This window comes from Kitasatospora sp. MAP12-44, assembly GCF_029892095.1.
Classification (GTDB): Bacteria; Actinomycetota; Actinomycetes; order Streptomycetales; family Streptomycetaceae; genus Kitasatospora.
In genome coordinates this window covers 1,139,198-1,164,682 of record NZ_JARZAE010000004.1, presented here as the reverse complement: position 1 = coordinate 1,164,682, position 25,485 = coordinate 1,139,198, and the positions used below count along the sequence as shown (strand labels likewise).

The 25,485-nt window shown below is 70.6% G+C and carries 16 protein-coding genes; 9 read left to right on the top strand and 7 right to left on the bottom strand.

All coding sequences use genetic code 11. From position 1 onward, the window contains the following. Nucleotides 1–25: 25 nt before the first annotated feature. Nucleotides 26–6,289: an RHS repeat-associated core domain-containing protein gene (locus tag P3T34_RS05895; protein ID WP_280664923.1), complete on the bottom strand. Its 6,264-nt coding sequence runs from the start codon at nucleotides 6,287–6,289 to the stop codon at nucleotides 26–28. A gap of 575 nt (nucleotides 6,290–6,864) precedes the next feature. Between P3T34_RS05895 and P3T34_RS05890 the strand changes: the two genes are divergently transcribed. Further along, complete coding sequence (locus tag P3T34_RS05890) at nucleotides 6,865–11,844, top strand: LamG-like jellyroll fold domain-containing protein (protein ID WP_280664922.1); 4,980 nt, start codon at nucleotides 6,865–6,867, stop codon at nucleotides 11,842–11,844. A 103-nt stretch (nucleotides 11,845–11,947) separates the two neighbouring features. On the opposite strand, the gene P3T34_RS05885 is transcribed toward P3T34_RS05890, so the two are convergent. Genes P3T34_RS05885 through P3T34_RS05870 form a run of 4 tightly spaced genes read right to left on the bottom strand, consistent with a single transcriptional unit; the run spans nucleotide 11,948 to nucleotide 14,562 of the window. Beyond that, nucleotides 11,948–12,586, bottom strand: coding sequence for a TIGR03086 family metal-binding protein (locus P3T34_RS05885; RefSeq protein WP_280664921.1), 639 nt, complete (start codon nucleotides 12,584–12,586; stop codon nucleotides 11,948–11,950). An 11-nt stretch (nucleotides 12,587–12,597) separates the two neighbouring features. Continuing rightward, a complete protein-coding gene (locus tag P3T34_RS05880) occupies nucleotides 12,598–12,879 on the bottom strand; it encodes a DUF6158 family protein (RefSeq protein ID WP_280664920.1) in 282 nt (93 codons plus the stop codon). A gap of 32 nt (nucleotides 12,880–12,911) precedes the next feature. Next, nucleotides 12,912–13,445, bottom strand: a complete 534-nt coding sequence (locus P3T34_RS05875) for a hemerythrin domain-containing protein (protein ID WP_280664919.1) — start codon at nucleotides 13,443–13,445, stop codon at nucleotides 12,912–12,914. A 55-nt stretch (nucleotides 13,446–13,500) separates the two neighbouring features. Then, nucleotides 13,501–14,562, bottom strand: a complete 1,062-nt coding sequence (locus P3T34_RS05870) for an ATP-dependent DNA ligase (protein WP_280664918.1) — start codon at nucleotides 14,560–14,562, stop codon at nucleotides 13,501–13,503. Between the two features lie 61 nt (nucleotides 14,563–14,623). Here P3T34_RS05870 and ligD point away from each other — a divergent pair, with 61 nt between their 5' ends. Continuing rightward, nucleotides 14,624–15,631, top strand: a complete 1,008-nt coding sequence (gene ligD / locus P3T34_RS05865) for a non-homologous end-joining DNA ligase (RefSeq protein ID WP_280664917.1) — start codon at nucleotides 14,624–14,626, stop codon at nucleotides 15,629–15,631. Here the strand turns inward: ligD and lnt are convergent. Then, on the bottom strand, nucleotides 15,604–17,166 hold the full coding sequence (gene lnt / locus P3T34_RS05860) for an apolipoprotein N-acyltransferase (RefSeq protein ID WP_280664916.1): 1,563 nt from the start codon (nucleotides 17,164–17,166) through the stop codon (nucleotides 15,604–15,606). The two genes, ligD and lnt, sit on opposite strands and share 28 nt — an antisense overlap. 129 nt (nucleotides 17,167–17,295) lie before the next feature. On the opposite strand from lnt, the gene P3T34_RS05855 reads away from it, so the two are divergent. Both P3T34_RS05855 and P3T34_RS05850 read left to right on the top strand, forming a co-directional pair. After that, nucleotides 17,296–17,814 carry a histidine kinase gene (locus tag P3T34_RS05855; protein ID WP_280664915.1) on the top strand — a complete coding sequence of 173 codons (519 nt, stop codon included), beginning with the start codon at nucleotides 17,296–17,298 and terminating at the stop codon, nucleotides 17,812–17,814. Between the two features lie 96 nt (nucleotides 17,815–17,910). Further along, a complete protein-coding gene (locus P3T34_RS05850; RefSeq protein ID WP_280664914.1) occupies nucleotides 17,911–19,377 on the top strand; it encodes a cytosine permease in 1,467 nt (488 codons plus the stop codon). Here P3T34_RS05850 and P3T34_RS05845 read toward each other — a convergent pair whose 3' ends face one another. After that, complete coding sequence (locus tag P3T34_RS05845; RefSeq protein WP_280664913.1) at nucleotides 19,378–21,162, bottom strand: SpoIIE family protein phosphatase; 1,785 nt, start codon at nucleotides 21,160–21,162, stop codon at nucleotides 19,378–19,380. It abuts the gene before it with no gap. Between the two features lie 177 nt (nucleotides 21,163–21,339). Here P3T34_RS05845 and P3T34_RS05840 point away from each other — a divergent pair, with 177 nt between their 5' ends. From P3T34_RS05840 to P3T34_RS05820, 5 genes are all read left to right on the top strand, one after another. Next, nucleotides 21,340–21,573: a hypothetical protein gene (locus P3T34_RS05840; protein ID WP_280664912.1), complete on the top strand. Its 234-nt coding sequence runs from the start codon at nucleotides 21,340–21,342 to the stop codon at nucleotides 21,571–21,573. 120 nt (nucleotides 21,574–21,693) lie between these two features. Beyond that, complete coding sequence (locus P3T34_RS05835; RefSeq protein WP_280664911.1) at nucleotides 21,694–21,993, top strand: SHOCT domain-containing protein; 300 nt, start codon at nucleotides 21,694–21,696, stop codon at nucleotides 21,991–21,993. Between the two features lie 165 nt (nucleotides 21,994–22,158). Further along, nucleotides 22,159–23,268 (top strand): substrate-binding domain-containing protein, encoded by a 1,110-nt coding sequence (locus P3T34_RS05830; RefSeq protein WP_280664910.1) that lies wholly within the window; start codon nucleotides 22,159–22,161, stop codon nucleotides 23,266–23,268. A gap of 53 nt (nucleotides 23,269–23,321) precedes the next feature. Next, on the top strand, nucleotides 23,322–24,116 hold the full coding sequence (locus tag P3T34_RS05825) for an ATP-binding cassette domain-containing protein (protein WP_280664909.1): 795 nt from the start codon (nucleotides 23,322–23,324) through the stop codon (nucleotides 24,114–24,116). 62 nt (nucleotides 24,117–24,178) lie between these two features. Continuing rightward, nucleotides 24,179–25,447 carry a sugar ABC transporter permease gene (locus P3T34_RS05820; RefSeq protein WP_280671842.1) on the top strand — a complete coding sequence of 423 codons (1,269 nt, stop codon included), beginning with the start codon at nucleotides 24,179–24,181 and terminating at the stop codon, nucleotides 25,445–25,447. Nucleotides 25,448–25,485: the final 38 nt, after the last annotated feature.

Genomic DNA, 25,485 nt, shown 5'->3' with positions numbered 1-25,485 from the left:
GGCCTGTCTGGCACCAGACTTGTGCTCAGAACCAGTCTTCAATTCCTCTAACTGCAGAGGAGGCGATGTTGCTGCCTATCAAGCCGCCGACTATTCCTCCGACTATTCCTCCGACAAGGGTTCCGACCACCGGAACCATGGTGCCAATGGCAGCCCCTGCCTCAGCACCGTAGGCGGCTCCCGCAAGGCCTCCTGCAATACCCGCCGAGTCATTGACTGCAGTTTTGACCTTTTGGCCTTGCGGTGCGTCTTCGACGTCTTTAGCGGCAAATCCGACTGCCACGGCGACACCTAGCATTCCGAAAGCACCTCGAATGCTGATCGAACCGGCGTCTGAGCCTGCCGCCGCATCCCTGGCGGCTTGTCGGTCCAACCAGTTTTGATTGCGGTTTAGCCTGCGCTGGGACGGCGGGTTGGGGCTACCACAAGCATACCTCTCCCGACATGACATTCCGGGAGAGGGTCGCCCACGGTCCTGTGCACTGCTATTACATGCCCAGCCTTCTGCACACAGGTTCTTATCGGACAGGTTCCCACCCTTGGAACGAGGATAGTTCCGATGGCCGGCTGCGACATCCTTCGGATCAGAGAAATTGTAGCCGCAGCGCCAGCAGTCCCACGTTCCGTCCGCACTCTGGTCGCGCCTCAGGATATCGGCAGATCGCCCCTTCCACGAGCTGACTGGCTTGTATTCTGTGCCGTCAACTTTAGCCGCAGCGATCAGATCTTCGTCTGTCGCGTTCTCGCCATCGCTCAGAACCCTGTCTCCCAAGTCCGGATCGCGCGACAACCCTGTCGGGTCTGCGCCAGTTACCGGATCGTTGCCGGCATAGTCGTAGCCGTTAACTTGAGTTGGGTCGTTGGCTTGGAAGTCGGAGTCGTTGCTGAGGAAGCGGCCGGAGACGGGATCGTAGACGCGGGCGCCGAGGGTTTCGAGGCCGGTGGTGGTGTCGTTGTGGCCGTTGATGTAGCCGTTGTCGCCGGGCCAGGTGGTGGGGGTGGTGCCGCGGGTTTGGCCGAAGGGGAGGTATTGGCGGCGGGTGACGGCTTGGGTGGTGGCGTCGATGGTGAGTTGGTCGGTGCCCTGGCGGTCGGGGGCGAGGTAGTCGACGGTGTTGCTGCTGGTGCGCAGCGCGGTGGTCTTGCCGCCGATGGTGTAGGAGCGGGTGCCGGTGACGGTGGTTCCGGTCAGGACGAGTTGGGTGTCGCCGGCGTAGAGGGTGGTGCTGGCGGGGTCGCGGCGCAGGAGCTGGTTGCCGTCGGCGTCGTAGACGTAGGTGGTGAGGCCTGCGGCGGTGGTGTCGCTGGCGAGTTTGCCCTGGTTGTTCCAGGTGAGGGTCTGGTTGCCGAGGGCGCCGCCGTTGATGGTGCTGGTGTTGCCGGCCGCGTCGTAGGTGTAGGTGGCGGTGTTGGCGGTGGCGCCGGGGCCGGTGGCGGTGGTGTTGGTCAGGGTGTGGGGCTGGTCGGTGCTGGATCCGGCGGTGGGGTACTGGTAGGTGGTGGTGGTGTCGTTGGTGGTGTTGCCGGTGGTGTCGTGGTCGGTCTGGGTGGTGCGGTTACCGGCCGCGTCGTAGGTCCAGGACTGCCAGTAGGGGGCGATGGGGCCGCCGACGGTGGCGCTGCTGCCGGTGCTGGGGGTGGCGGTGCAGTTGTCGGTGGCGGTCCAGGCCTGCTGGGCGCGGGCGGCGTAGTCGTAACTGAAGCACTGGGTGTCGGTGGTGGTGTCGGCGTTCTGCTTGTCGGTGGTGGAGACGAGCAGGCCGGCGCCCTTGGAGACAGTGGCGTTGGTGTAGCTGTAGCTGAGGTCGTCGATGGTGCCGGAGACGGTGGAGGCGCTGGTCTGGATGTCGGTGATGTCGCGGGTCTGCGGGTCGTAGGTGTAGCTGGCGGTGGCGAAGTTGCCGGAGGTGCCGAAGGAGTACTGCACGGGCTGGCCGTACTCGTCGTAGCCCACCGCGCGGACGTAGTCGCCGCTGCCGGAGCTCATCGTGGTGGGCTCACCGAACTGGTCGTACTGGTAGGACAGGTTCTCGGCGGGCAGGCCGCCCTCTGCGGGGTCGTTCTGGTTGGTGAGGCGGCCGGTGAGGCTGTAGCCGTAGCTGGTGATGTATCCGGCGGTGGGGACCAGGGCGGTGCCCTCGCCGGTGAGGTTGATGCGGTTGGCGGCGGGTTTGCCGAGGTTGTTGTAGGCCAGGACGGTATTGGTGTAGGTGTCGCCGTTCGAGTAGGAGGTGGTGGCGGTGGGCAGGCCCTTCTTCAGCGTGTCGTACGTCCAGGCGGCCAGCTTGTTGGAGGCGGAGAGCGTCTGGGTGGTGCTGGTGTCGTAACTGGCGGTCTTGCGGCCGTCGAGGTCGTAGGTGTACGTGGTCTGCTTGCCGCGCGCGTCGGTCGAGGCGGTGAGCTGTCCGGCGGCGTCGTAGGTGCTCTGGCCGTGGCCGGTGTCGGGGTCGTAGGCGTCGGTCTGCTGGCCGAGCAGGTCGTAGTTCCACGACCAGGTGTTGCCGGCCGGGTCGGTCTCGGTGGCCTGCTTGCCAGCGGGGGTGTAGGTGTACTTGGTGTCGGTGTAGTCGGCGGCCGGGTCGTTGACGTAGTCGGTCGGCATGCCGGTCTTGTACTGGATCAGGTCGGTCTGCTGGCCGCGTGCGTCGGTGACGACGGTGGTGGGGGTCTGGCCGGCCGGGGGGACGGTGGTGGTGAAGTTGCCGCCGTAGCTGGTGGTGGTCTGCCAGGTCTGGGTGCCCAGCGCGTAGGCGATGGCGGCGGTCTTGCGTCCGGCCTGGTCGTAGCTGTAGCCGGTCTCGGAGGGGACCTGGCCGACCTGCGCCTGCACGTAAGTGGTCGAGACGGCACCGGAGTTGTAGTACGGGTCGGTGGTCTCGGACTGCCAGCCGTCGGTGTTGTACATCGTGTCGGTGATGGTCCGCCCGCCATCCACGGTCTGCGTCTGCGTCTCACGGGACCGCAGCATCGCGTCGTAGAGGGCTTCGGTCAGGCGGTAGGAGTCGTCGTCGTTGAGGGTGTAGGTGTCGACGACGGAGGGGCCGCTGTTGGAGACGGTGTAGGTGTACTTGAGGTTGGGTGGGCTGGGTGCGCTCTGGCCGGGCTGGTAGACGGCGGTGAGGCGGCCCAGTGCGTCGTACTGCTGGGTGGTGACGTAGCCGGCCGGGTCGGTCTTGACGAGCGGCAGGTCGCGCAGCGGGTCGTAGCTGGTGGTGGTGGTGTGGCTGAGCGGGTCGGTGACCGCGACCGAGGTGGGTTCGGCGCCGGTGGCCGGGGTGTAGGCGGTGGCGGTCTTACGGGCCAGTGCGTCGTAGGCGGCGGTGGGTCGGCCGTACTGGTCGACGGTGGTGGTCTGCATGGTCGTGTAGACGGGGGTCGAGCCGGTGTAGGACGTCGCGTGCTGGGTCATGGTCGCGTCGCCGATGGTGGGCGGGGCGCCGAGGGTGGTGGAGGAGTCGTAGAAGGTGAGGTCGTCGCTGACCGCGTTGGCGGGCAGGGTGGGGGTGGTGGTGCAGTTGACGGAGACGGTCTTGGATTCGGCGGTCTTGTCGAGGATCCAGGCGGTGGTGTTGTCGGCGTAGCTGACGGTGGTGCAGAGGTCGTCGGTGGTGGTGGAGGTGTCGCCCTGGTCGTTGGTGGCGGTGACGCGGCCGTAGGCGTCGTGGGTGTAGTCGGTCTCGGTGGTGCGGGTGGTGCCTGCGGCGAGTGGGGTGTAGGTCTTGGTGTCGGCGGTGCCGGTCAGGAACGCCTGCTGGGCGGGCAGTCCGCCGGTCAGGGTGTGGGTGGCGGTGGCTGGCGACGTCCAGGGGTCGGTGATGGTGTCGGTGACGGTGGCGGAGCCGTTGAACTCCTGCGTCTCGTACGTCGATCCGGCGAACTGGTCGGAGTCGGTGACGGCCGGGTCGCCGCGGGAGTCGGAGACGGTGGCGGTGCGGGTGCCGGAGTTCGGCAGGGTGTCGCCGTTCATGCCCCGGAAGTAGGTGTACTGGGTGCGGGTGACCGGGTCGGGGGCGGTGCCGGTGGAGACGGTCATGCCCTGGTAGCCGCGCCACTGGTCCCAGGTGCGCTGGGCGGTGGGGGTGAGCGGGTTGTCGTTGTAGTGCCAGGCGGGGTTGCCGACCGGGGTGTAGCTGGTGACCACGGTGTCGTTGGCGGAGCCGCCGGTGGGGTCCTGCTCGGTGACGGCGGTGACGATGAACTTGTTGAACCAGTCCAGCATCGGCGTGGTCTGCCCGGTGGGTGTCCAGTAGTCCGGGAAGCAGAGCGAGCCGTTCTGCGAGGCGTCCGAGGGCGTGCCGCCGGCGCAGGCCGCGCTGGAGTAGCCGACCGTGATGTTCTCGCCGGTCTCGGTGGTGATGCCGGTCAGGCGCTGGCGGGTGAGCGGCGGGTAGCCGTTGGTGACATTCACCCGATTCGACAGCGGCCGGCCGGTGAAGACCACCGGCGGCATGGTGATGGCGCTGCTCGAACCGCCTGCGCTGGTGTCCTGGCCGGTGTGGGTGATGGAGTTCAGCCACAGCGAGGGCGTGGTGGAGTCACCGGTGGCGGGGAAGGAGTACGTCATCGCCCAGGAGTCGACGGGGGTGAGCGTGGAGCCGACCAGCGCCGAGGTCTGCACCCCGGTCAGCTCCTCCTGGGACCAGAACGTCGGCGACTGCGTCTGGCAGGCCGCGCCACTGGCGCAGTTCAGGTCGTAGGGGACGTCGGGGAAGTTCGCCGCCGTCGAACTGTTCAGCGTCGAGGGGTCGCAGCCGGTGGGGGAGGTGTTGCAGCGCCCGTTGACGGTGAAGGACACCTGGCCGGCGGGCTGGGTGGCGTAGACCTGGCCGGCCCGCTGGCCGTACTGGATCTTGGAGAGGTAGCCGCCGCGGGTGTAGGAGGCGCTGGCGGTGGTGGTGAGGTCGGGCGCGTAGGAGCCCTGCTCGGTGGTGTAGAAGTACGAGACCGCGTCCTGGTGGGTGTCCACGACGTAGTCGAGGTTCCACCGGTAGGCCTGCTGGCAGGAGGAGTTGGCGAAGGTCGCGTTGTAGCAGGGCTGCCCTGCGGCGGTGGCGTACACCGGTTCGGTCCACACCGAGTTCGTCGCCGCGTTGCCCGACACCCAGCCCGGCAGCTGGTTCATACCGAAGTAGTACTGCGTGCCGTCGGTCGTCGTGACCCGGAAGTACTCCCCGCCCTGCGCGCCGTTCGCGGCACCGGTCAAGTAGTCGATGCGGTCGCCCGAGTCGCCTTGGGCGCGGTAGGTGCCGGTGGTGTCGTCCTTGATGAGGGTGGTGGTGTTGCCATCGAACGACAGGGTGAGGGTGTTGCTGTTGGACCAGCAGTTGTCGCCGGTCTGGGTGGGGCCGGCCGGGTTCTGGCTGCACGAGGCGTAGGACCGCTCGATGAAGGACTGCGGCAGCTGCCAGCCGTCACCCACCAGTGAGGCCTGGTTGTTCGTGGAGGACGTCAGCCCGTCCACGCCCTGCGAGTCGTAGGACAGGCCCAGCTTCGGCTCCAGCCCGCCCGGCACCGCGGGGGTGGGCAGCTGGTAGGACCAGTTGAACGCGTCCGCGGACCCGCCGGCCTGCCAGGAGCCGGACGGCTTCAGGCTGGTGGCCGTGAAATCACCGCCGCCCCCGCCCGAACCCGAGCCGCTCGCGGCTGCCGCCAGCACCATCGGCGCCGCCGCCGCCCTGACCGCGAACGCGCTCGCCCCCGCCGCCTTACCGCTCTGCGCGGTGGTCTGCGTGGCGGCCGGTGGGACCGCGAGGTCCGCCTCCAGACTCTGGCCCTTGACGTCGTTGTGGAAAGCGACCGGCGTCTCCACACGGCACGTGGCCACACTCGGTGTCGTCAGCGCACACGCCGGCAACTCCACCAGCGACAGCCGCGAGGCCCAGTCGCCACCGAAGGCGTCCTGGAACTGACCGTACGACAGCGCCACATGCGCCGCCCCCGACACCGCCCCGGCGTCACCGCGTTGCACCGACCACAAAACGCCGTTCACCCCGGCAGCCGAAGCAGCCGCACGCGGCGCCACCGTCACCTGCACACTCGACGGCGAGGCAGCCGCCAGCGCGGACGGGCTCAACGGAACCCCCTGCGCACGCCCCACCGCCTGCCCCACCCGCACCGGCAGCGAACCGGCCTGCACCGCAGCACTCGCCTTGGCCCCTGGGGCCGCTAGCACCGCGGCCGCACTGCCCGACGGCCAGACGGTCTTCGTCGGCTGCCACTTCGGCATCGGTTTCGGCTGCTGGTAGTGGTCCTTCACCGCCGCCACCGGTATCGACTTGTCGTGCGCCACAGCTGGCGCCGGATGCACCCCGGCGGCCAAAGCCACCGGCGCCGCCACCACGCTCCCAGCCGTCAACGCACCCGCCACCAGAGCGACCAGGGAGGCACGCGCCGATCCACGCAGACTTCCCGCCCACGTCGCTGTATCGCGTTTCCCGGTCCGGCCCATGCCGAATACCACAGTCCCCGCCCCTCGCCATCACAATGCCCGATGATCATGCCAGTCAGGGCGCGACGGTATCAGAGAAGAGAAGTCGGGAAAACAATTTCCGAGTCGCCCTCGCAGATCTATTCAGCCAGCCAGCAAATGCGGTCAAGTGGACTTTTGGCCCTAAGGGTGACAAGGCGTCAGGGGTCACCTCATACCCTCGCTGACCTGCTGGTTTTGGCGACAATCGCGCCAGATGGTGCCATATCGGACGCACCTTGCCCCCTGATTTACCGGCACCGTAGTGTCTCGACCTGCCGCTACTGCGACCCGTCGCAGCAGGGGCTTTGCAAATATCTAGCAAAGAGGATTTCGTGTCCAGCAAAAGCACTAAAAAGATCGGATATTCTCCGGTTGGTAAAAAGGCGACAGCATTCGTGGCCGCGGGAGTACTCGCCGCCACCGTGCTCGGCGCGGCTCCGGCCGCGTTCGCCGCCACCCCGGGCTCGCCCGCAGGAGCGCCTACCCGCCATACGGCGCCCGCAGTGCCCGCGCCGCCCTCGGCACCCACCCCCGAGCAGCCGACCAATCTGTCCGCGATGGAGAGCGGGCAGGGGCCCACGGTGGCGGAGAAGGCGGCCATGGTCGCCGCTGCCGCCCAGGCGCACACGAGCGGCAAGCCGGTCGTGGTGGACGCGCTGACCACCGAGAGCCAGCAGGTGGTGGCGCAGCCCAAGGGCGGGTTCGCGCTGACGGGTAGTCCGAAGCCGGTGCGGACGAAGGAGTCGGGCGTCTGGAAGCCCGTCGACACGACGCTGCGCAAGGGCGCGGACGGCATGCTGTCGCCGGTGGCGACCGCGTACGGCTCGGTGCGGTTCTCCGGTGGCGGTAGGGCTCCGCTGGCGGTGACGTCCTCCGGTGGCGCCAGCTACTCGGTCTCCTGGCCGACCGCGCTGCCGACGCCGACTGTCAGCGGCGGCACGGCGACGTACGCGGAGGTCCTGCCGGGCGTCGACCTGACGGTGTCGGCCACCGTGAGCGGCGGCTTCAGTGACGTACTGGTCGTCAAGAACGCTCAGGCCGCGAAGAATCCGGCGCTGGCCGGGCTCAAACTGGCCGCGCAGGTGGCCGGTGGCAAGCTGGCCGCCGCCAAGGCGCAGGACGGGGTCGCGGTCACCGGCGGCGCGGACGGCGCGGTGCTGGAGTCGGCCACGCCGATGATGTGGGACTCCAACACGACCCTGCCCGCCGCCGCTGCTCCGCAGGCCAAGAGCGCGGCGCGCGCAGGCGCCCTGACTCAGAGTCAGGCGGTGACTGCCAAGGTCGCCCCCGATGCCTCGGATGCCGCCCATCCCGGCGCCGCCGCCCGCATCGCCGTCGTCGCCACCAAGGCCGATGCCCACTCGCTGACCCTGATCCCCGACGCCAAGTTCCTCACCAACGCCGCTGCGGCGTTCCCCGAGTTCATCGACCCGACGTTCAACTGGCACCCCGCGTCGGCTAATTCACCCGCCTTCGACGAGGTGAAGCAGGGCTCGCCCTGCAACGGCAGCTCACTCTTCAACAACACCGGCTCCGCCGGCGACGGCGGGCAGCTCGGTGTCGGCGTCAACGGCTGGAGCACGTGTCAGGGCATCATGCGGACCTTCTACCAGTGGTCGCTGCCGACGGTGATCTGGGGAGCGGACATCAGCTCCGCGACGGTGAATGCCACCAAGGTCTACTCCGCGTCCTGCAGTGAGAATCCGACCGTCTCCCTGCACTGGGCGGGCGGCATCGGCTCTGGTACGGACTGGAACAACCAGCCCGGCTATGGCGGTGATATCTCCAGCGCCCAGTTCGGCCCCTCCTACAACGCCAACTTCTGCCCGGGTAACGGCTCGGTCACCCACGGGCTGGACGTCACGTCCCCGATCGCGCAGTCCGCGTCCGGGCACTGGGGCCAGTTCACCGCGGCCCTGACCGAGGACTCCTACGAGTCCTCCCGGAACGACCTGGGCTTCTCCCGGTTCTCCGACAACCCGAGCCTGCAGATCTTCTACAACCTGCACCCCAACACCCCCGGCGCCAGCGACCTTTCGGCCGTCACCGGAGCGGACAACGCGGGCTGCGCCACCAGCACTCCGTACCCGTACATCGGCAAGACCATCGCCTCCAACACCCCCGTCCTGAACGCCCACATCTCCGACCCCGACGGCGACGCGCTGCAGGCCAACTTCAAGTACTGGGTGGATGGTTCCTCCACCAGCGCCAGCGGCCTGTCCGGTGACAATCTCGCCAACGGCAGCACGGCGGCTTACTCCCTGCCCTCCTCCTTCATCTCCTCGCTGAGCAACGGCAAGACCGTCGACTGGCAGACCCAGGTCACCGACGGTGAGGCCTGGTCCGGCTGGTCCCCGGTCTGCCACTTCACCGCCGAGCCCACCGGCCCGGACAACCCCACCGTCCAACCCAACCCCACCTACCCCAACACCGACAAGGGCGGCAAGACCGGAGCCCCCGCCGGTACCAACGCGACGTTCGTCATCAACGGCTCCACCACTGGTGCGGCTGCGGCGAAGTTCATCTACGGCCTCGACCAGCAGCCCGCCACCAGCAACACGCCGGCCAACCAGACGATCGCGGCCACCAACAACGCGGCCAGCGTCAGCGTCACGCCGCAGTCGGCGGGTCCGCACACGCTGTGGGTCGCCGCCGTTGACTCTGCCAACGACCTGTCAGGCATGAACGCCTACCGCTTCATGGCCGCCGGTCACGCCAACACCACCTGCGCCAGCCTTGCGGCCTGCTTCAACAACACCGCGATCAGTGCCGACGCGAACATGAGCGGCGGCGCGGCGGACGGATTCTCCAGCTTCTCCGCCACCGACCTGGCCAACGCCGGCTGGACCTCCGGCGGCAAGGTCACCGTCAACGGGGCGCCCTTCACCCTTCCCGCGTTCGGCAGCGGCCAGCTGGACAATGTGCTGGCCGCCAACCAGACCATCACCGTCAACGCCGCGGCTCCTGCCAGTAGCGGCAGCGCGCTGATGTTCCTGGCGACCTCCACCAACGCGAACCTCGCGGCCCCAGGCGCCGTCAATAACGAGGCGGCACCCTACGTGCCGGCCGGCACCGGAGTGTCGGGCACGTACTGCTTCGACTCCACCAACCCGTCGGCGTACTGCCCTGCCAGCGGCGTGATCAAGTACACCGACAACTCCACCCAGCCCTACTCCCTCGTTGCCCCGGACTGGATCACCGGACCCGTCTCGCTGGCGGCGATGAGCCTTCCGCACGAGAACAGGCCGTCCGGGCAGGTCGCGGCGAGCCCGAAGATCTACCCGTTCTCGATCCCGCTGACCCGCGGCAAGACCGTCGCCTCGGTTACCCTGCCCGACGTGGGGAACCAGGCAGGTATCCAGGGCCTGCACATCTTCGGACTGTCCACCCGCAACACCACCACCGGCACTGCCGAGGCGAACGGCGCCACCGCGGCCGCACCCAACGGCCAGTCCTGGACCGGCGCCTGGGGCAGCCCGACGGTGGCCGACTACACGATCGTCGCCGGTCAGAGCAACGGCAACCAGACGTTCCGTACGGAGATCACGCCGTCGATGTCCGGCAATACCGTGCGCATCAAGCTCGACAACGCGATGGGCATGTACCCCCTGGTGATCGGACACGCCACCGTCGCCGCCGCCAACACCTTCGTCTCCGCCGCTGTCCCGGGCGGTGCCACCACGGACCTGAAGTTCGGGGGGAGCCAGGGTGTGACGGTGCCGGAAGGCGGCATGGTCTACAGCGATCCGCTGCCCTTCAACGTCCAGGCACAGCAGTTCCTGCTGGTCTCCTTCGACGTCACCAACACGATGTCCTACATGCCGATGAACCCGGCCTCCAACACCTCCTACGGGTTCATCTCCGCACCCGGGTCCGGTGACCACGCCGCCGACACCGCCGACACCGCCTTCTCCGTCGCCGGTGCCACAGCCGGGTCGGCCTACACCGACTTCCTCACCGATGTCGACGTCACCACCACCGGCGTGCCCACTCAGGCCGTCCTGGGCGACGGCCTGGTCGACCCCGGACAGCCCAACACGACCCAGGTCACCGCGACCGCCGCCGTCCACCTGGCCGCAGACCTGGCACAGGCCAGCCCCTCCACCACCAACCCCTACGGCACGGTCGACGAGGGCATCCAGGCGAACCAGATCATGACGGACACTCCGGCCGGAACTGTCAACGCATCGGCGCTCTCCCGCATCGACCGCGACATTCTCGACCAACCCGGACTGAACGCAGTCGTCCTGCAGCAGGGCCTTGAGGACATCCTGCACGGCCAGAGCTCCGACAACCTCACCGGCAACGGCTACACCCAGCTGCTGACCTATCTCCAGGCCTCGGGCGTCAACGTCATCGCCGTCGGCCTCACTCCCTGCGACGGCTACGCCGGTGATGGCGCCACCGGTGCCAACGACCCGTGCACCAGCAGCATCGACAAGTACCGCACCACCATCAACACCTGGCTCAACAGCTACCCCCTCGGTCTGGCCCCGTGGAGCACCCCCGCTCTCAACTACATCGACCCGGACCAGCTCCTCGGCACCCCCGACACCACCAACATCGGCGAGGTCAAGCTCACCCCGAACGCAGCCTTCGACACCGACAACGCGAACCTCAACAGTTCCGGCTACGGCGCGATCGCCTCCGGCGTCCTCGGAGCACAGGACACCTGGCCTCTGAACGATGGGAACTCCAGCCCCACCGGGACTGACACAGCCTCCAACACCGGCAACGCCTACCTGGCCGCCAACCCCGCCGTGGGCCAGAACCCCGTCACACTCAACGGCGGCGCCAGTTGGGTCGCCGACCCCACCCAGGGCACCGGCACCGTCCTCAACCTCGACGGGACCAGCGGCTACGCCGCCAGCAGCGGACCTGTCGTCAACACAAGCGGCAGCTTCACCGTGTCCGCCTGGGTCAACCTCAGCTCCACGCCGACCTCGAACGCCACCATCGTCGCTCAGAACGGGAGCCAGGCCGCCAGCTTCGCCATCCAGTACGACGTGACCCAGGGGGCCTACTGCTTCGACTTCACCTCCAGTGACACGGCTAACGCCACCGTGGTGGGAACGCCCGCCTGCTTCGCCACCAACAACGGCCTCGTCCCGGGTGACTGGACCAACGTGGTCGTCAGCTACAACGCCACCACCAAGACCGCCGAACTCTACGACGACGGTATGGGGATCTTCGCCAGCGAGTTCGGCGTCACCCCCTGGTCCGCCAACGGCACCCTCACCATCGGCTCGGGCCAGGTCAACGGTGTCCAGACCGGCTTCTTCCCCGGCAAGGTCAGCGATGTCCAGGTCTGGAACTACGCCTTGAGTGACAACCAGGTAGGTGCCCTCGACCCGCAGGTCACCCCGATCCACTGATCGCCCCGGCCTGCGCAAGCCAGGCCATGACCGAAGCGGTGGCCCCGCCGCCCGACAGAGCTGTCGGGCGGCGGGGCCACCGTCGTTGTAACTGGGCGGGGGTCTACCAGGTGAACTCCGGGTCGACCTCGGAGCAGGTGCCGACGTCGCGGCCGAGCAGGGCCAGCAGGCGGGTCTGCGGGTCGGCGTCGGGGGCCGAGGTGAGGGCCGGGCCGAAGCGGCCGGTGCCGGCCGGGTGCTCTGCGAGTCGGTTCGCCTCGTGCAGGGCGAACTCCACCAGCTCGGGCGCCAGATGGGTGTCACCGCCGGTGGCCCGGGCCAGGTCCCAGGTGTGCACGGTGGTGTCCAGGATCAGCTCCGCGCAGTAGTCGAGCCCGCTGCGGTCGCCGCGCGCGAGGTGGACGGTCCGGTCGAGCGCGCCCGGCACGGCGAAGGCCTCGCGGGCCGCGTTGGCGGCGGCCGTCCAGCCGTCCGCCGGCCGGCTCAGCCCGCCGCCCAGCACGTCGCCGTGGAAACGGTCGCCCACCTCGGTCAGGGTCGCGCCCATCAGCAGTTCGGGTACCCACAGTTGTTCGGCGGTCAGGTGGTTGACCAGGTCGTACACCGACCAGGCGACGCACGGCGTGGGCACCGACCACTGGTTGGCGGCCACCAGGTGCACCCGGCGGCCGAACGAGGCGAGCGCCTCGTTGTAGAGCCGCAGCACCTCGCGCTGCAGCCGGGTGGTGGTCTCGGGCGTCATCGCGCGCCGCCTCAGTGCGGGGCCGCTTCGGCCCGGGCGGCGGCCTCCCGGGCACGGGCGCCGGCCCGGGTGCGTCCGGCCGTCACCATCCGGATCGGGAAGCGCCGGATGTACTCGGCCTCCAGCTCCGCGGTCCGCTCGGTGTGCCGCCGCAGGGCGTCGTCGGAGCCGTACAGGAAGGTCTCGTGCCTGGTCCGGTGCAGCTGCTCCAGCTCGTGCAGCAGGCGGTCGCCCATGAGGTCGCCGGCCGCGATCCCCTGATGAGTGCCGGGCGGGAAGTCGGAGATTCGCATGGCTGTGCCTCCTCGGTGCCGATCGTCCTCGTCTACCGGGTGCCCCCGGGGGAGTCCTGGAAACCGCTGGGGCTCGAAGACGGGCGAGGGGCCGTCTCGCGGACCGCGAGCAGCTGGGTGCCGATGTCCTGGAGCGCCTTGCGGCTCACCGCGCCCCGGACCAGCGGGAACCACTCGCGCTCCTCCTCCTCGATGCGCCGGCTGACGGTGTCGATCAGCTCGACGATCCGGGCGTCGCGCGCCGCGCGGACCTCGGGCGGCTCGCCGTCCGGCGGCTGGGCGGAGAGCTCCTCGCAGAGCTGGTCCGCGGTGCGGTGCTGCTGGTAGCTGCGCAGCACCTCGTGCTCGGGGTCGCTCAGCAGGGCCCGCAGCCGCGGGTACAGCACCTCGTCCTCCAGATACGTGTGGACGGTGAGGAGGTGCACGATCCGGTCGGCGAGGTCGGCCCCGGCCGCGTGGTCGGCGCCGCCGGCGTCCCGCTGTGCCAGATATGCCCGGTAGGCCCCGAAAAGCCGGAGGATCTCCTTGCGGTCCTCCTTGAGCAGCACGATCGCGTCGTTGGACATCCGCGCTCACCTCATCGGTCATGCCCCCTGGTAACGATGGTGCCAAATCCGCGCCCTAGCTGCCGAGCAGCTGAGCCAGGTCGTAGCCGACCGGCTCCTCCAGCTGGCGGTAGTCGCAGCTCTGCGGGGTCCGGTCCGGGCGCCAGCGCCGGAACCGGGTGGTGTGCCGGAACCGGGTGCCCTCCATGTGGTCGTAGGCGACCTCGCAGACCAGCTCCGGGCGCAGCGGCACCCACGAGGCGTCCTTGCCGCCGCTCCAGCGGCTGGGCGCGCCGGGCAGCCGGGCGCTCTCGTGCGCGGCCTCCTCGGTCCAGGCCGCCCACGGGTGCCCGCCCGGATCGGCCATCCGCAGCGGGGCCAGCTCCTCGGTCAGCTCACGCCGGCGGGCCGCGGTGAACGAGGAGCAGACGCCGACGTGCTGCAGTACGCCCGCCGCGTCGTACAGGCCCAGCAGCAGCGAGCCGGCGCCGGAGCCGTCCTTGTGCTCGCGGTAGCCGGCCACCACGCAGTCGGCGGTCCGGCCGTGCTTGATCTTGAACATCGAGCGCACTCCGGGCCGGTACGGCTGGTCGAGTGGTTTCGCCACGATCCCGTCCAGTCCGGCGCCCTCGAAGCGGGTGAACCAGCTCCGGGCGAGCTCCCGGTCGGTGGTCGCCGGGGCGGTGTGCACGGGCGGGCGCGCCGTGGCCAGGGCCGCCTCCAGCGCGGCGCGCCGGGCGGCCAGCGGCTGGTCGGCCAGCGAGGCGTCGCCGAGCGCCAGCAGGTCGAAGGCGATGTACGAGGCGGGGGTGCGTTCGGCCAGCGTGCGCACCCGGGAGGCCGCCGGGTGGATCCGCTCCTGCAGCTCCTCGAAGTGCAGCCGCCCGTCGTGCGCGATCACGATCTCGCCGTCCAGCACGCACCGTTCGGGCAGCTCGGCGCGCAGCACCTCCACCAGCTCGGGGAAGTAGCGGGTCAGCGACTTGCCGGTCCGGCTGGCCAGCTCCACCGCCTCGCCGTCACGGAAGACGAGCGCGCGGAAGCCGTCCCACTTGGCCTCGTACTGCATGCCCGCGGGGATGTCGTCCACCGCCTTGGCCAGCATCGGCTCGACCGGCGGCATCAGAGGGAGGTCCATGCTCCGATGGTGCGGCGCCGCACGCCGCGCCGCCCGCCGGGCTCGCGCCTACGGTGGATGCATGGCTGAAGTGGTGGAGCTGGAGGTCGGCGGGCGGGCCGTACGGATCTCGAACCCGGGCAAGGTGTACTACCCCGTGCCGGGGTTCACCAAGTTGGACGTCGCCCAGTACTACCAGGCCGTCGCGGAGGCGGCGCTGCGCGGGCTGCGGGAGCGGCCGACCACCCTGCAGCGGTTCCCGGACGGCGTCGAAGGCGAGTTCTTCTACCAGAAGCGGGCGCCCAAGAACCTGCCGGACTGGATCCCCACCGCGCGGATCGCCTTCCCCAGCGGCCGCTTCGCCGACGAGATCTGCCCGACCGAGCCGGCCGCCGTCCTGTGGGCGGCCAACCTCGGCTGCCTGACCTTCCACCCCTGGCCGGTCCGCCGCGCCGACACCGACCGCCCCGACGAGCTGCGCCTGGACCTCGACCCGCAGCCCGGCACCGACTTCCGCGACGCCGTCCGGGCGGCCCACGAGCTGCGCGCGGTGCTCGGCGAGCACGGCCTGCGCGGCTGGCCCAAGACCTCCGGCGGCCGCGGCCTGCACGTCTACGTCCCGATCCGGCCGGACTGGACGTACCCCGAGGTGCGCGGGTGCGCGATCGCGCTCGGCCGGGAGCTGGAGCGGCGGCTGCCGCAGGCCGTCACCACCGCCTGGTGGAAGGAGGAGCGCGGCGAGAAGGTCTTCGTCGACTACAACCAGATGGCCCGCGACCGCACCATCGCCTCCGCCTACTCGCTGCGGGCCAGGCCTGAGGCCACCGTCTCGACGCCGCTGGGCTGGGAGGAGCTGGACGACGCCGGGCCGCAGGACTTCACGCTGCGCACCGTGCCGCCGCGGCTGGCCGCGCTCGGCGATCCCTACGCCGAGCTGGCCGAGCACGCCTTCGGCCTGGGGTCGGTGCTGGAGCTGGCGGCGCGTCAGGCCCACGACGAGGGGCTCGGGGAGCTGCCGTACCCGCCCGACCACCCGAAGGCGCCGGGCGAGCCGCCGCGGGTTCAGCCCAGCCGGGCGCGCAGGAGCTGACGCCTTCTCGGCGCCCGGTCGTCGGCCGGCCCGCCGGGCAGGCGCCGGCCCGGGTGTCGCGCGCAGGCCGCAGCGCACGCGCTGACCAGGACGGCTGTCCACGGCACGACGTCGCCCAGCCGGTCGTACCAGGTGCGCCAGCGCGGGTCGGGCAGCGCCAGCCGGACGGTGAGGGCGCCGGTGCGCCCGGTGCCGTAGCGGGCGAGTTGGCGGCCCTGGGCGTCGAAGGCCACCGAGACGCCGCTCAGCGCCGCCTGGACGACCGGGCGCCCGGTCTCGGCGGCGCGCAGTGCGGCCAGCGAGGCGTGCTGGTCGGGGGCCGAGGTGTGCTGGAAGCTGGAGGTCGCCGACTGGTAGACGATCAGCTGGGCGCCCTGGTCGGCCGCGGTGCGGGCCATGTCCGGGAAGGCCGACTCGAAGCAGATCAGCACCCCGAGCGGCAGCGGGCGACCGGCCTGGTCGGTGGGGTGCAGCAGGTGGAAGTCGGCGCCTGGGGTGCGGTTCTCACCGGCCGCCCGGCTGATCCCGGCGATCCAGCCGAGCAGCGGGCGCAGCGGGATGTACTCCCCGAACGGCACCAGGCGCATCTTGGCGTAGCGCGCCCGGATGCCGTCGGGGCCGATCAGCACGGCGTCCTTGGAGATGTGCCCGTCGGCCTTGCGGGCGTCCTCGTTGACGATCAGTTGCGCGCCGGCGTCGGCGGACAGCGCGCGCAGCCGGCCCAGGGTGGCCGGGTCGCGGGCCAGGTCGGTGCCGACGCTGCTCTCGCCCCAGACGATCAGATCCGGATGGCCGGCGGTCAGGTCGGCGGTGATCCTGGCGGAGGCGTCCAGCCGGGCGGCGGGGTCCGCGACGATGCCGGGCTGCACCAGGGCGACGGTCTCGGTGCGGACCGGGCTGGGCCCGGCGCGCAGCGCGAAGAGCGCCGGTCCGGCCAGCAGGACCAGCGCGCCGCTGACCGCGCCGACGGCCCGTACCGCCGTGCGGTCGGCCAGCAGGATGATCAGCACACCGGTGTTGACCGCCACCACGGCGGCGCTGAGCAGCCAGACCCCGCCGAGCGAGGCCAGCGCGAGCACCGTGGGATGGCGCCACTGGGTGGCCCCGAGCAGCGCCCACGGCCCGCCGAGCGCCTGCCAGGAGCGCGCGAACTCGCTGACCACCCAGGCGGACGGGATCACCGCCAGCGCCGCCGCGGCCCGCCCCGGCGTGAGCGGCGGGCGCAGCAGCGTCCAGACCGCGAGGCCCACCCCGCCCTGCAGCGCGCCGAACAGCGCCGCGATCAGCAGCAGGCCCGGGCCGACGGTGGGGACCAGCCAGTACATCGCGGCCAGCACGAATCCGGCGCCGAACCACCAGCCGCGCACACCGGCCTCCCGGGCGCTGGGCGCGCGCTGCATCAGCAGCAGCCCCGGCACCAGCGCGACCCAGGCCAGCGCCTCCAGGTCGAGCGGTGGGAAGGAGAGCACGGGGAGCGTGCCCGCGGCCAGTGCGCCGTACCGGACAGGGTCGGAGAAGGCGGCTCGCAGCGACATGATCCGATTGTCGGGCGCGCAGGGCCTTGATCACTACGGTGCGGACGCACCCGATCGATCGTGTCGCACCGGTCGCGGACAGACCCTAGGGTGCTCGGTGTACTGCCAGGCACGTCGAGAGGCCGTCCGATGCCGGAGTCCCACACCATGCTGTTCGTCACCTTCCGTGACCAGGCGAGCGTCCGCGCCGCGTACGAGGAGGTGAAGGAGCTGCACGGGGTCCGCCAGGCGGCGGTGCTGGAACGGTCGGCGGACGGGCTGCTCGACGTGCCCGAGAGCTGGGTGCGCGGGGCCGGCGCGACGACGGTGGCCGGCGGGCTTGTCGGCGGCCTGGTCGGGCTGATCGGAGGTCCGATCGGCGTCTTCCTCGGCTGGACGGCGGGCACCATGCTGGGCGGCGCGGCCGAGATCCAGCACTTCCAGGACGCCGCCGAGGGGCTGATGGTCTACAGCCGCGGGCTCACCGAGGGCGGCAGCCTGCTGATCGCCGAGCTGCGCGAGCACAGCCCCGACGCCGTCGACGCGATCGCCCTGCGGCACGGCGGCACCGTCGTGCGCCGTCCGGCCGAGGAGGTGGCGGCGGAGGTGCAGGCGGCCCAGACGGCGGCGGAGGAGGCGGTCCGCAGCGAACAGCAGGGGGACGTCTGAGCTGGAGAAACGTACGGGAGGGCGGCGGATCGGCCGGTGTAAATCAGACATTCGGCTGGTTTCGCCCATGCCTGTGCGCACGTCACGCTGGCACGCATGAACAAAAGCTCCACGGCGGACGGTCCAAGCCACAGCCTCATCGAGCAGCACGGTGTCGACACCATCCCCGACGCGGAGCGCACCAGCACCCCACGGGACGTGTTGAGCATCCTGATCGGCTCCAACCTGGCGTTCGGCGTGGTCGTCTTCGGCTGGCTCCCGGTCTCCTTCGGGCTCTCCTTCTGGGCCAGCTGCACCTCGCTGATCCTGGGCACCGCGGTGGGCATCGTGCTGGTCGCGCCGCTGGCGCTGGTCTCGCTGCGCACCGCCACCAACCTGTCGACCAGCAGCGGTGCGCACTTCGGGGTGCGCGGGCGGCTGATCGGCTCGGTGGTGGGCCTGCTGCTCTCGCTCGGCTACACCGCGCTCGCCCTGTGGGTGGGCGGCGACGTGGTGGTCGGCGCGCTGAACCGGATGATCGGCCTGCCGGCCCACGGCCCGGCGTACGTGGTCACCTACACCGTGCTGGCCACGCTCAGCGCGACCTTCGCGGTCTTCGGCTACCAGCTGCTGCTGAAGCTGGAGAAGTGGCTGATGTGGAGCATGTCGGTGCTCCTGGTGCTGGGCCTGTTCGCCTTCCTGCCGCACTTCAACGCCTCCACGCACGGCCACTACCTGCTGGGCGGCTTCTGGCAGACCTGGCTGCTGGCCGTGGTCTCGGCCGGGCTGAGCGGCCCGATCGCCTTCATCACCCTGCTCGGCGACTACACCCGGTACGTCTCGCCGGTGCGCCACTCCAGCCGCAAGGTGCTCTGGGCGACCTGCGGCGGGCTCTTCCTCGGCCTGCTGATCCCGCAGCTGTTCGGCACCTTCACCGCCGTCGCCACCGGCGCGGGCGACAACTACGTGAGCGGGCTGCTGGCCGGCGCACCGGCCTGGTTCCTGCTGCCGCTGCTGCTCAACGGGCTGATGGGCAGCGCGGGCAACTCCGGTCTGATGCTCTACAGCATGGGCCTGGACCTGGACGCGATCCTGCCGCGCGCCACCCGCCTGCAGGCCACCTATGTGGTGGCCGGGATGGCGACCCTGCTGGTGTTCCTCGGCCACTTCGTCTGGAGCGCGCAGGACGCGGTGACCTCCTTCGTGCTGGTGCTCACCGCGATCGGCACCCCGTGGGCGGTGATCACCCTGATCGGCTTCCGGCGCTGCCGGGGCGACTACGACCGGCCCTCGCTGCAGGTGCTGAACCAGCGCACCCGCGGCGGAATCTACTGGTACCGCGCGGGCTGGAACGTCCCCGCCACTGTCGCCTGGGTGCTGGGCGGGGTGGTCGGGCTCTGCTCGGTCGACACGCCCGTCTACCAGGGCCCGCTGCTGGGGCTGACCGGCGGGATCGACGTGAGCTTCCTGCTCTCGGGCGCCGTGGCGGCGCTGGTCTACCTGGGCCTCTCGCACCGCTCGCGCGGGCGGTCCGGCGGCACGCCGCTGCCGGTGGCACCGGAGGTGGAGCTCACCCGGGGCTGATCACCCGGGGCTGATCAGCCGGGCGGCGAGGACGGCGACGTCGTCCTCGCCGTGGCCGGCCGCCAGGGCGGTCAGCGCGGTGTCGATCAGGTGCTCCAGCGGGTCGGCCGGGTCCAGGGCCAGTGCGGCGAAGCCGGCCAGTGACTCCTCGATGTCGGTGCCGCGCCGCTCGACCAGGCCGTCGGTGTACAGCAGCAGGGTCGAGCCAGGCGCGTACGGCATGGTCAGCTGCAGGTAGCCGCCGCAGCCCGTCCCCAGCGGCGGGCCGACCGGCACGTCCAGCAGCCGACCGGCCCGGCCCGGCTCCAGCTGGAGCGGCGGCAGGTGGCCGGCGCTGGCGAAGGAGGAGGTTCCGGCGGCGGGGTCGATCAGCACCAGCAGGCAGGTGGCCACCCGCTCCACCTCCAGCGCCTCGACGATCCGCTCGGCCTCGCGCAGGATCTCGTCCGGCCGGCGTCCCTGCAGGGCCAGCGCGCGCAGCAGCGTGCGGTACTCGCTCATGGTCGCCGCGGCGTCCAGGCCGTGGCCCATCACGTCGCCCACCACCAGCAGGGTCGAGCCGCCGGGCAGGGCCACCGTGTCGTACCAGTCGCCGCCCACCTCGGCGCTGGCGCCGGCCGGCAGATAGCGGCTGGCGCACTCGACGTCCGGGTGCGGGGTCATCGGCTCGGCGAGCAGGGCGCGCTGCAGGGCCAGCGCGGTCTCGTGTTCGTGGGCGTAGCGCTGCGCGTTGCTGATGCTGGCGGCGGCGCGCCGGGCCAGCTCGGCGACCAGCTCCACCTCGTCGGGGGTGAAGCCGGGGGAGTCGCCGGCCCGTACCAGGACGACCACGCCCACCACCTGGCCGCGCGCGGTGAGCGGCACGAAGACCGCCGAGTGCAGGCCGAGGCGGCGGTAGCGGGCCGCCCGGGCGGCGTCCGAGATGCCCTGGCGCAGCTCCTCGTCGGTGGGGAAGTTGAACAGCACCGGCTGCTGCTCGGCCAGGCAGCGCGCCGCGGCGGCGGAGGGCTGCGCGGTGAACTGGAAGCCCGGCCCGCCGATTTGCCGGCCCGCCTTGACCATCGCGCCGGTGGTGCTCAGCGCCAGCCGGCGCATCCGCAGCGGGGCGGGCGGGCGGGCGCCGGCCGGTGGTCCGTCCGTCTCCAGGACGTCGACGACGGCGAGGTCGGCCAGCCGCGGCACCAGCAGGCGGGTCAGCTCCTTGCAGGTCTGGTCCACGTCCAGAGTGGTGCCGATCCGGGTGGCCGCCTCGTCGAGCAGCGCCAGCCGGGTGCTGGCGCGGGCGAGCGCCTGGCGGATCCGGCGGTCCTCGGTGATCTCCAGGACCATCGCCACCACGCCCACCACCTCGCCGTCGGGGCCCTCGAGGCGGTGGTAGGCGTTGTGCCACCAGCGCGGTTCGGTGGCCGGGCCGGAGGCGGTGGTGCCTTCGACGGTGTGCACCCGCGGCTCGCCGTCGGCCAGTACCGAGCGCAGCGCCGTCTCGGCGGCCGCCACGTCTATGCCGGGGACGACGTCCTCCAGGCACTTGCCGAGGTGGTCGGCGGCGGCCACGCCGTTGATCTCGGCCAGCGTCCGGTTGACGTAGCGGTAGCGCAGTTCGGGGTCGAGGACGGCGATGCCCAGGCTCGCCCGGTCCAGGATCTGGCGGACCAGGTGGTAGTCACCGAGCATCGGGAGCAGCCCGGCCGCCAGCTCCGCGGTGCCGAGCGCCGCCAGCAGGGCCTGTGCCTCCTGATCGCCGAGCACGGTCGGGGCGGGAGTCCGCGGCTCGTCCTGGGCCATCGTCCCTCCTGCCGAGCTCGGCGGGCGGCGTGCGGCCGCACGCCGTTCATTTCTCCGATCATCGCACCGAAGCTGCGGGTGTTCCTCTGGTCGGGGTGCCCGCCGCTGGACACCGGCCGCTGCTCCGTACGGACGCAGAACGTGCAGGGCGGGGCGGCTCGCCACAGGCTTGGCTGCATGAACAGCACCAGCAGCCCGCGCGACGTCCTGGTCGAGGTCGCGGAGTTCCGCACGGACAGCCGCTACCGCCTTGTGCACCTGAAGGGGGTGGGATGGGAGCCGCTGGCTCCCGAGGAGTTCGAGCCGCGCCTCAAGCAGCTCTTCCCCGGCATCGACCTCGACGACCCGCACCAGGTCCACTGGGCCGACCGCCCGGGAGAGTGGCCGCGCTGGCACGCGGGCGAGGCATAGAACACAGGGTTCACGAACTTCTCATCCGGCTGAGCGTCGCCGGTCAGAGCCCCGGAGCACACTGGAGGTGCTGCGGAGACGTGCCCGCCCCCGCAGTGGACTTCGAGGAGGCGGCGCGCCATGTTCGTGCGATTCCACCACCATGCCGGCTTGATGGGCGGCTGGGGAGGCTGGGGCTTCGGCCTGCTGGCGCTCGGCGTCCTGCTCCTGATCGCCATCGTCGTGCTGATCGCGCTCGTCTACCGGCGCCAGGGCGCCCGCCAGGCGAATTCCGGCTCCTCCCCGATGCACTGGTCGCCGCCCGACGCGGGCCGCAGAGGGCCCGACGCGGCTCGGATCCTCAGTGAGCGCTACGCCCGGGGGGAGATCGACGACGAGGAGTACCAGCGCCGGCTGAACCTGCTGCGCGGGCCGGAGTAAGACCGACCGGTCTAATGCCCGGTCAACCCTCGGCGCCCGGCTGCTCGGCCGGGCGCCGAGGGCTGCGGGGGACCGGCACGCACATTCGGCCGAGCACCGGTGGCAGGAACCGACGGGGCGTCAGAGACTCGGAGCCCGGGGGGCCCGACGTCTGGAGGCGTTCCCTTGAAGCTCGGCCTTTCTCGTGCCGCCATCGCGGCCACGGTGGTTTCCCTCGCCCTCGTCACCGCCTCGTGCAGCAGCGCGAAGCAGTCCTCCTCCGGCGGCTCGACCGCCTCGGGCGGATCGTCCACCGCGGCGATCAAGATCGGGCTGCTGCTGCCGGAGACCAAGACCACCCGCTACGAGCAGTTCGACAAGCCGCTGATCGAGGCGCAGATCAAGTCCCTGGACCCGAACGCGCAGATCGACTACTACAACGCGAACCAGGACGCGACCACCCAGCAGACCCAGGTGGACACCGCCCTGACCAAGGGCGACAAGGTGCTGATCGTGGACGCGGTGGACGCCAAGGCGATCCAGTCCTCCGTGCAGAAGGCGCATGACGCGGGCGTCAAGGTGGTCGCCTACGACCGGCTGGCGCAGGGGCCGGTGGACGCCTATGTCTCGTTCGACAACGTCAAGGTCGGCGAGCTGCAGGGGTCGGCGCTGGTGGCCGCGGTCGGCAGCAAGGCCTCCACCGGCAAGATCATCATGATCAATGGCTCGCCGACCGACCCGAACGCCGCGCAGTTCAAGCAGGGCGCGCACAGCGCGATCGACGGCAAGCTCACCATCGGCAAGGAGTACGACACCCCGAACTGGGACCCCAACAACGCCAACCAGGAGGCCGCCGCGGGTATCACCGCGATCGGCGGGCCCAACGTGGTGGGCGTCTACTCCGCCAACGACGGCATGGCGGCCGGCATCGCCACCGCGCTGAGCGCGGCGAACCTGAAGGTGCCGCTGACTGGGCAGGACGCCCAGCTGGACGCGGTGCAGCGGATCCTGGTGGACACCCAGACGATGTCCATCTACAAGCCGTACAAGCCGGAGGCCGACACCGCCGGGACGATGGCGGTCGCGCTGGCCCAGGGCCAGCCGGTGCCCGCCTCCGCGACGCCGACCACCGCGACCAGCGGCAGCGGGCAGTCGGTGCCCTCGGAGCTGATCACCCCGATCGTGCTGACCAAGGACAACATCAAGACCACGGTGGTCGCCGACGGCCTCTACACGGTGGCCGAGATCTGCACGCCGCAGTACGCCTCGGCCTGCACCGCCGCCGGCCTTCAGTAGTCCGTTCCCCCTCAGTAGTCCGTTCCCCCGGTCGGACAAGGGAGTTGGTACCCGTGACAGTCCCATCCACGGCAGCCGGGCCGGTCCTGGCACTGCGCGGGATCTCCAAGCGGTTCGGTGCCGTCCAGGCGCTCACCGACATCGAGTTGGAGGTCCCGGCGGGCCAGGTGGTCGCCCTGGTGGGCGACAACGGCGCCGGCAAGTCCACGCTGGTCAAGTCGGTCGCCGGGGTGAACCAACCGGACGAGGGCGTCATCGAGTGGATGGGGCGGCCGGTGGCCATCCACCGGCCGCAGGACGCCCAGCAGCTCGGCATCGCCACCGTCTACCAGGACCTGGCGCTCTGCGACAACCTGGACGTGGTGGGCAACCTCTTCCTCGGCCGGGAGATCCGGCGCTTCGGCGTGCTCGACGAGGTCGAGATGGAGAAGCGCTCGCGGGAGCTGCTCAGCACGCTCTCGATCCGGATCCCCAGCGTGCGGATCCCGATGGCCTCGCTCTCCGGCGGGCAGCGGCAGACCGTCGCCATCGCCCGCTCGCTGATCGGCGAGCCCAAGGTCGTCATCCTCGACGAACCCACCGCGGCCCTCGGCGTGGAGCAGACCGCGCAGGTCCTCGACCTGGTGGAGCGGTTGCGCGACCGGGGCCTCGGGGTGATCCTGATCAGCCACAACATGGCCGACGTGATGGCCGTCGCGGACCAGGTCGCGGTGCTGCGCCTGGGCCGCAACAACGGCGTCTTCGACCGGCGCTCGACCAGCCAGGAAGAGATCATCTCCGCCATCACCGGCGCCACGGACAACGCCGTGACCCGCCGTCAGGCCCGTGGCACGGAGGGCAACGAGTGAGCAGCGACCACAACACCCCGGGGGACGACGGGTTCCACCGCGCCGACCTGCCCGAGGACCACATGTCCACCGGCGGCGTCAACGCCCCCGTCCCGGTGGCGCCGGGGGCGGCGCCGGTCGTCGACCCGCGGCTGATCGTCCGCGAGCACGGCGTGGCCGGCTACCTGGGCGAGTTCCGCCGCCGGATCGGCAGCGGCGAGCTGGGCTCGTTGCCCGTGGTGCTCGCGCTGATCGTCATCTGGGCCGTCTTCGGCAGCCTGAACAGCAGCTTCCTGTCGGCGCAGAACCTCTCCAACCTCTCGCAGCAGATCGTCGGCACCGGCATGATCGCGATCGGTGTCGTCTTCGTGCTGCTGCTGGGCGAGATCGACCTCTCGGTCGGCTCGGTCAGCGGCCTGTGCGCGGCGATCTACGCGGTGCTGGAGGTCACGCACGGCGTCAACCAGTGGGTCGCGCTGCTGGCGGCGCTGGTCGGCGGCGCGGTGGTCGGTCTGATCCAGGGCCTGTTCTTCGCCAAGGTCGGCGTGCCGGCCTTCGTGGTCACCCTGGCCGGAAACCTGGCCTGGAACGGCGTGATGCTGCAGATCCTGGGCGCCAACGGCACGGTCAACCTCTCCGGCCACGACATCGTCTCGCGGCTCTACAGCACCATCTACGGGCAGCAGATCGCGGCCTACGGGCTGGCCGCGGTCGGTGTGCTGCTCTTCCTCGGATCGATGCTCTTCGACGCCAACCGGCGCCGGCGCGCGGGCGTGCCGTTCCGGCCGCCGGCCGACATCGCGGTGCGCACCGTGCTGCTCGCGGCGGTCTCCTTCGTGGTGGCGTACACGCTCAACCAGTACAAGGGCCTGCCGCTGGCGCTGCTGGTCTTCCTGATCTTCATCGTGGTGCTGGACTTCGTGCTGCGCCGCACCACCTACGGGCGGCGGATCTTCGCGCTGGGCGGCAATATCGAGGGCGCCCGGCGAGCCGGTATCAACGTCTCCTGGACCCGGATCTCGGTCTTCATGATCTGCTCGACCATGGCGGCGGTCGGCGGTCTCTTCCTGGCTGCGCAGATCCAGTCGGCCAGTCAGACCTCCGGCGGCGGCAACCTGCTGATGAACAGCATCGCGGCGGCCGTCATCGGCGGCACCAGCCTCTTCGGCGGGCGCGGCAAGACCTGGTCGGCGCTGCTCGGTGCGCTGGTGATCGGCTCGATCCAGTCGGGCATGAACATCCAGGGGCTGAGCAACGCGATCCAGTTCATCGTCACCGGCGCGGTGCTGCTGGCGGCCGTGGTGATCGACTCGCTCTCCCGTCGCACCCAGCGGGCGGCCGGGCGCGCGTAGCCCTCGGTCAGTGACGACAGAGCCCCCGGCGCTCGGTG

Excerpts from the sequence above, each read along its gene's own strand:
- P3T34_RS05870 (WP_280664918.1), bottom strand. The coding sequence starts at position 14,562 with ATGGACCTCCCTCTGATGCCGCCGGTCGAGCCGATGCTGGCCAAGGCG.
- P3T34_RS05820 (WP_280671842.1), top strand. The coding sequence starts at position 24,179 with ATGTCCACCGGCGGCGTCAACGCCCCCGTCCCGGTGGCGCCGGGGGCG.
- P3T34_RS05850 (WP_280664914.1), top strand. The coding sequence starts at position 17,911 with ATGAACAAAAGCTCCACGGCGGACGGTCCAAGCCACAGCCTCATCGAG.
- P3T34_RS05835 (WP_280664911.1), top strand. The coding sequence starts at position 21,694 with ATGTTCGTGCGATTCCACCACCATGCCGGCTTGATGGGCGGCTGGGGA.
- P3T34_RS05840 (WP_280664912.1), top strand. The coding sequence starts at position 21,340 with ATGAACAGCACCAGCAGCCCGCGCGACGTCCTGGTCGAGGTCGCGGAG.
- lnt (WP_280664916.1), bottom strand. The coding sequence starts at position 17,166 with ATGTCGCTGCGAGCCGCCTTCTCCGACCCTGTCCGGTACGGCGCACTG.
- P3T34_RS05880 (WP_280664920.1), bottom strand. The coding sequence starts at position 12,879 with ATGCGAATCTCCGACTTCCCGCCCGGCACTCATCAGGGGATCGCGGCC.
- P3T34_RS05845 (WP_280664913.1), bottom strand. The coding sequence starts at position 21,162 with ATGGCCCAGGACGAGCCGCGGACTCCCGCCCCGACCGTGCTCGGCGAT.
- ligD (WP_280664917.1), top strand. The coding sequence starts at position 14,624 with ATGGCTGAAGTGGTGGAGCTGGAGGTCGGCGGGCGGGCCGTACGGATC.
- P3T34_RS05855 (WP_280664915.1), top strand. The coding sequence starts at position 17,296 with ATGCCGGAGTCCCACACCATGCTGTTCGTCACCTTCCGTGACCAGGCG.
- P3T34_RS05875 (WP_280664919.1), bottom strand. The coding sequence starts at position 13,445 with ATGTCCAACGACGCGATCGTGCTGCTCAAGGAGGACCGCAAGGAGATC.
- P3T34_RS05885 (WP_280664921.1), bottom strand. The coding sequence starts at position 12,586 with ATGACGCCCGAGACCACCACCCGGCTGCAGCGCGAGGTGCTGCGGCTC.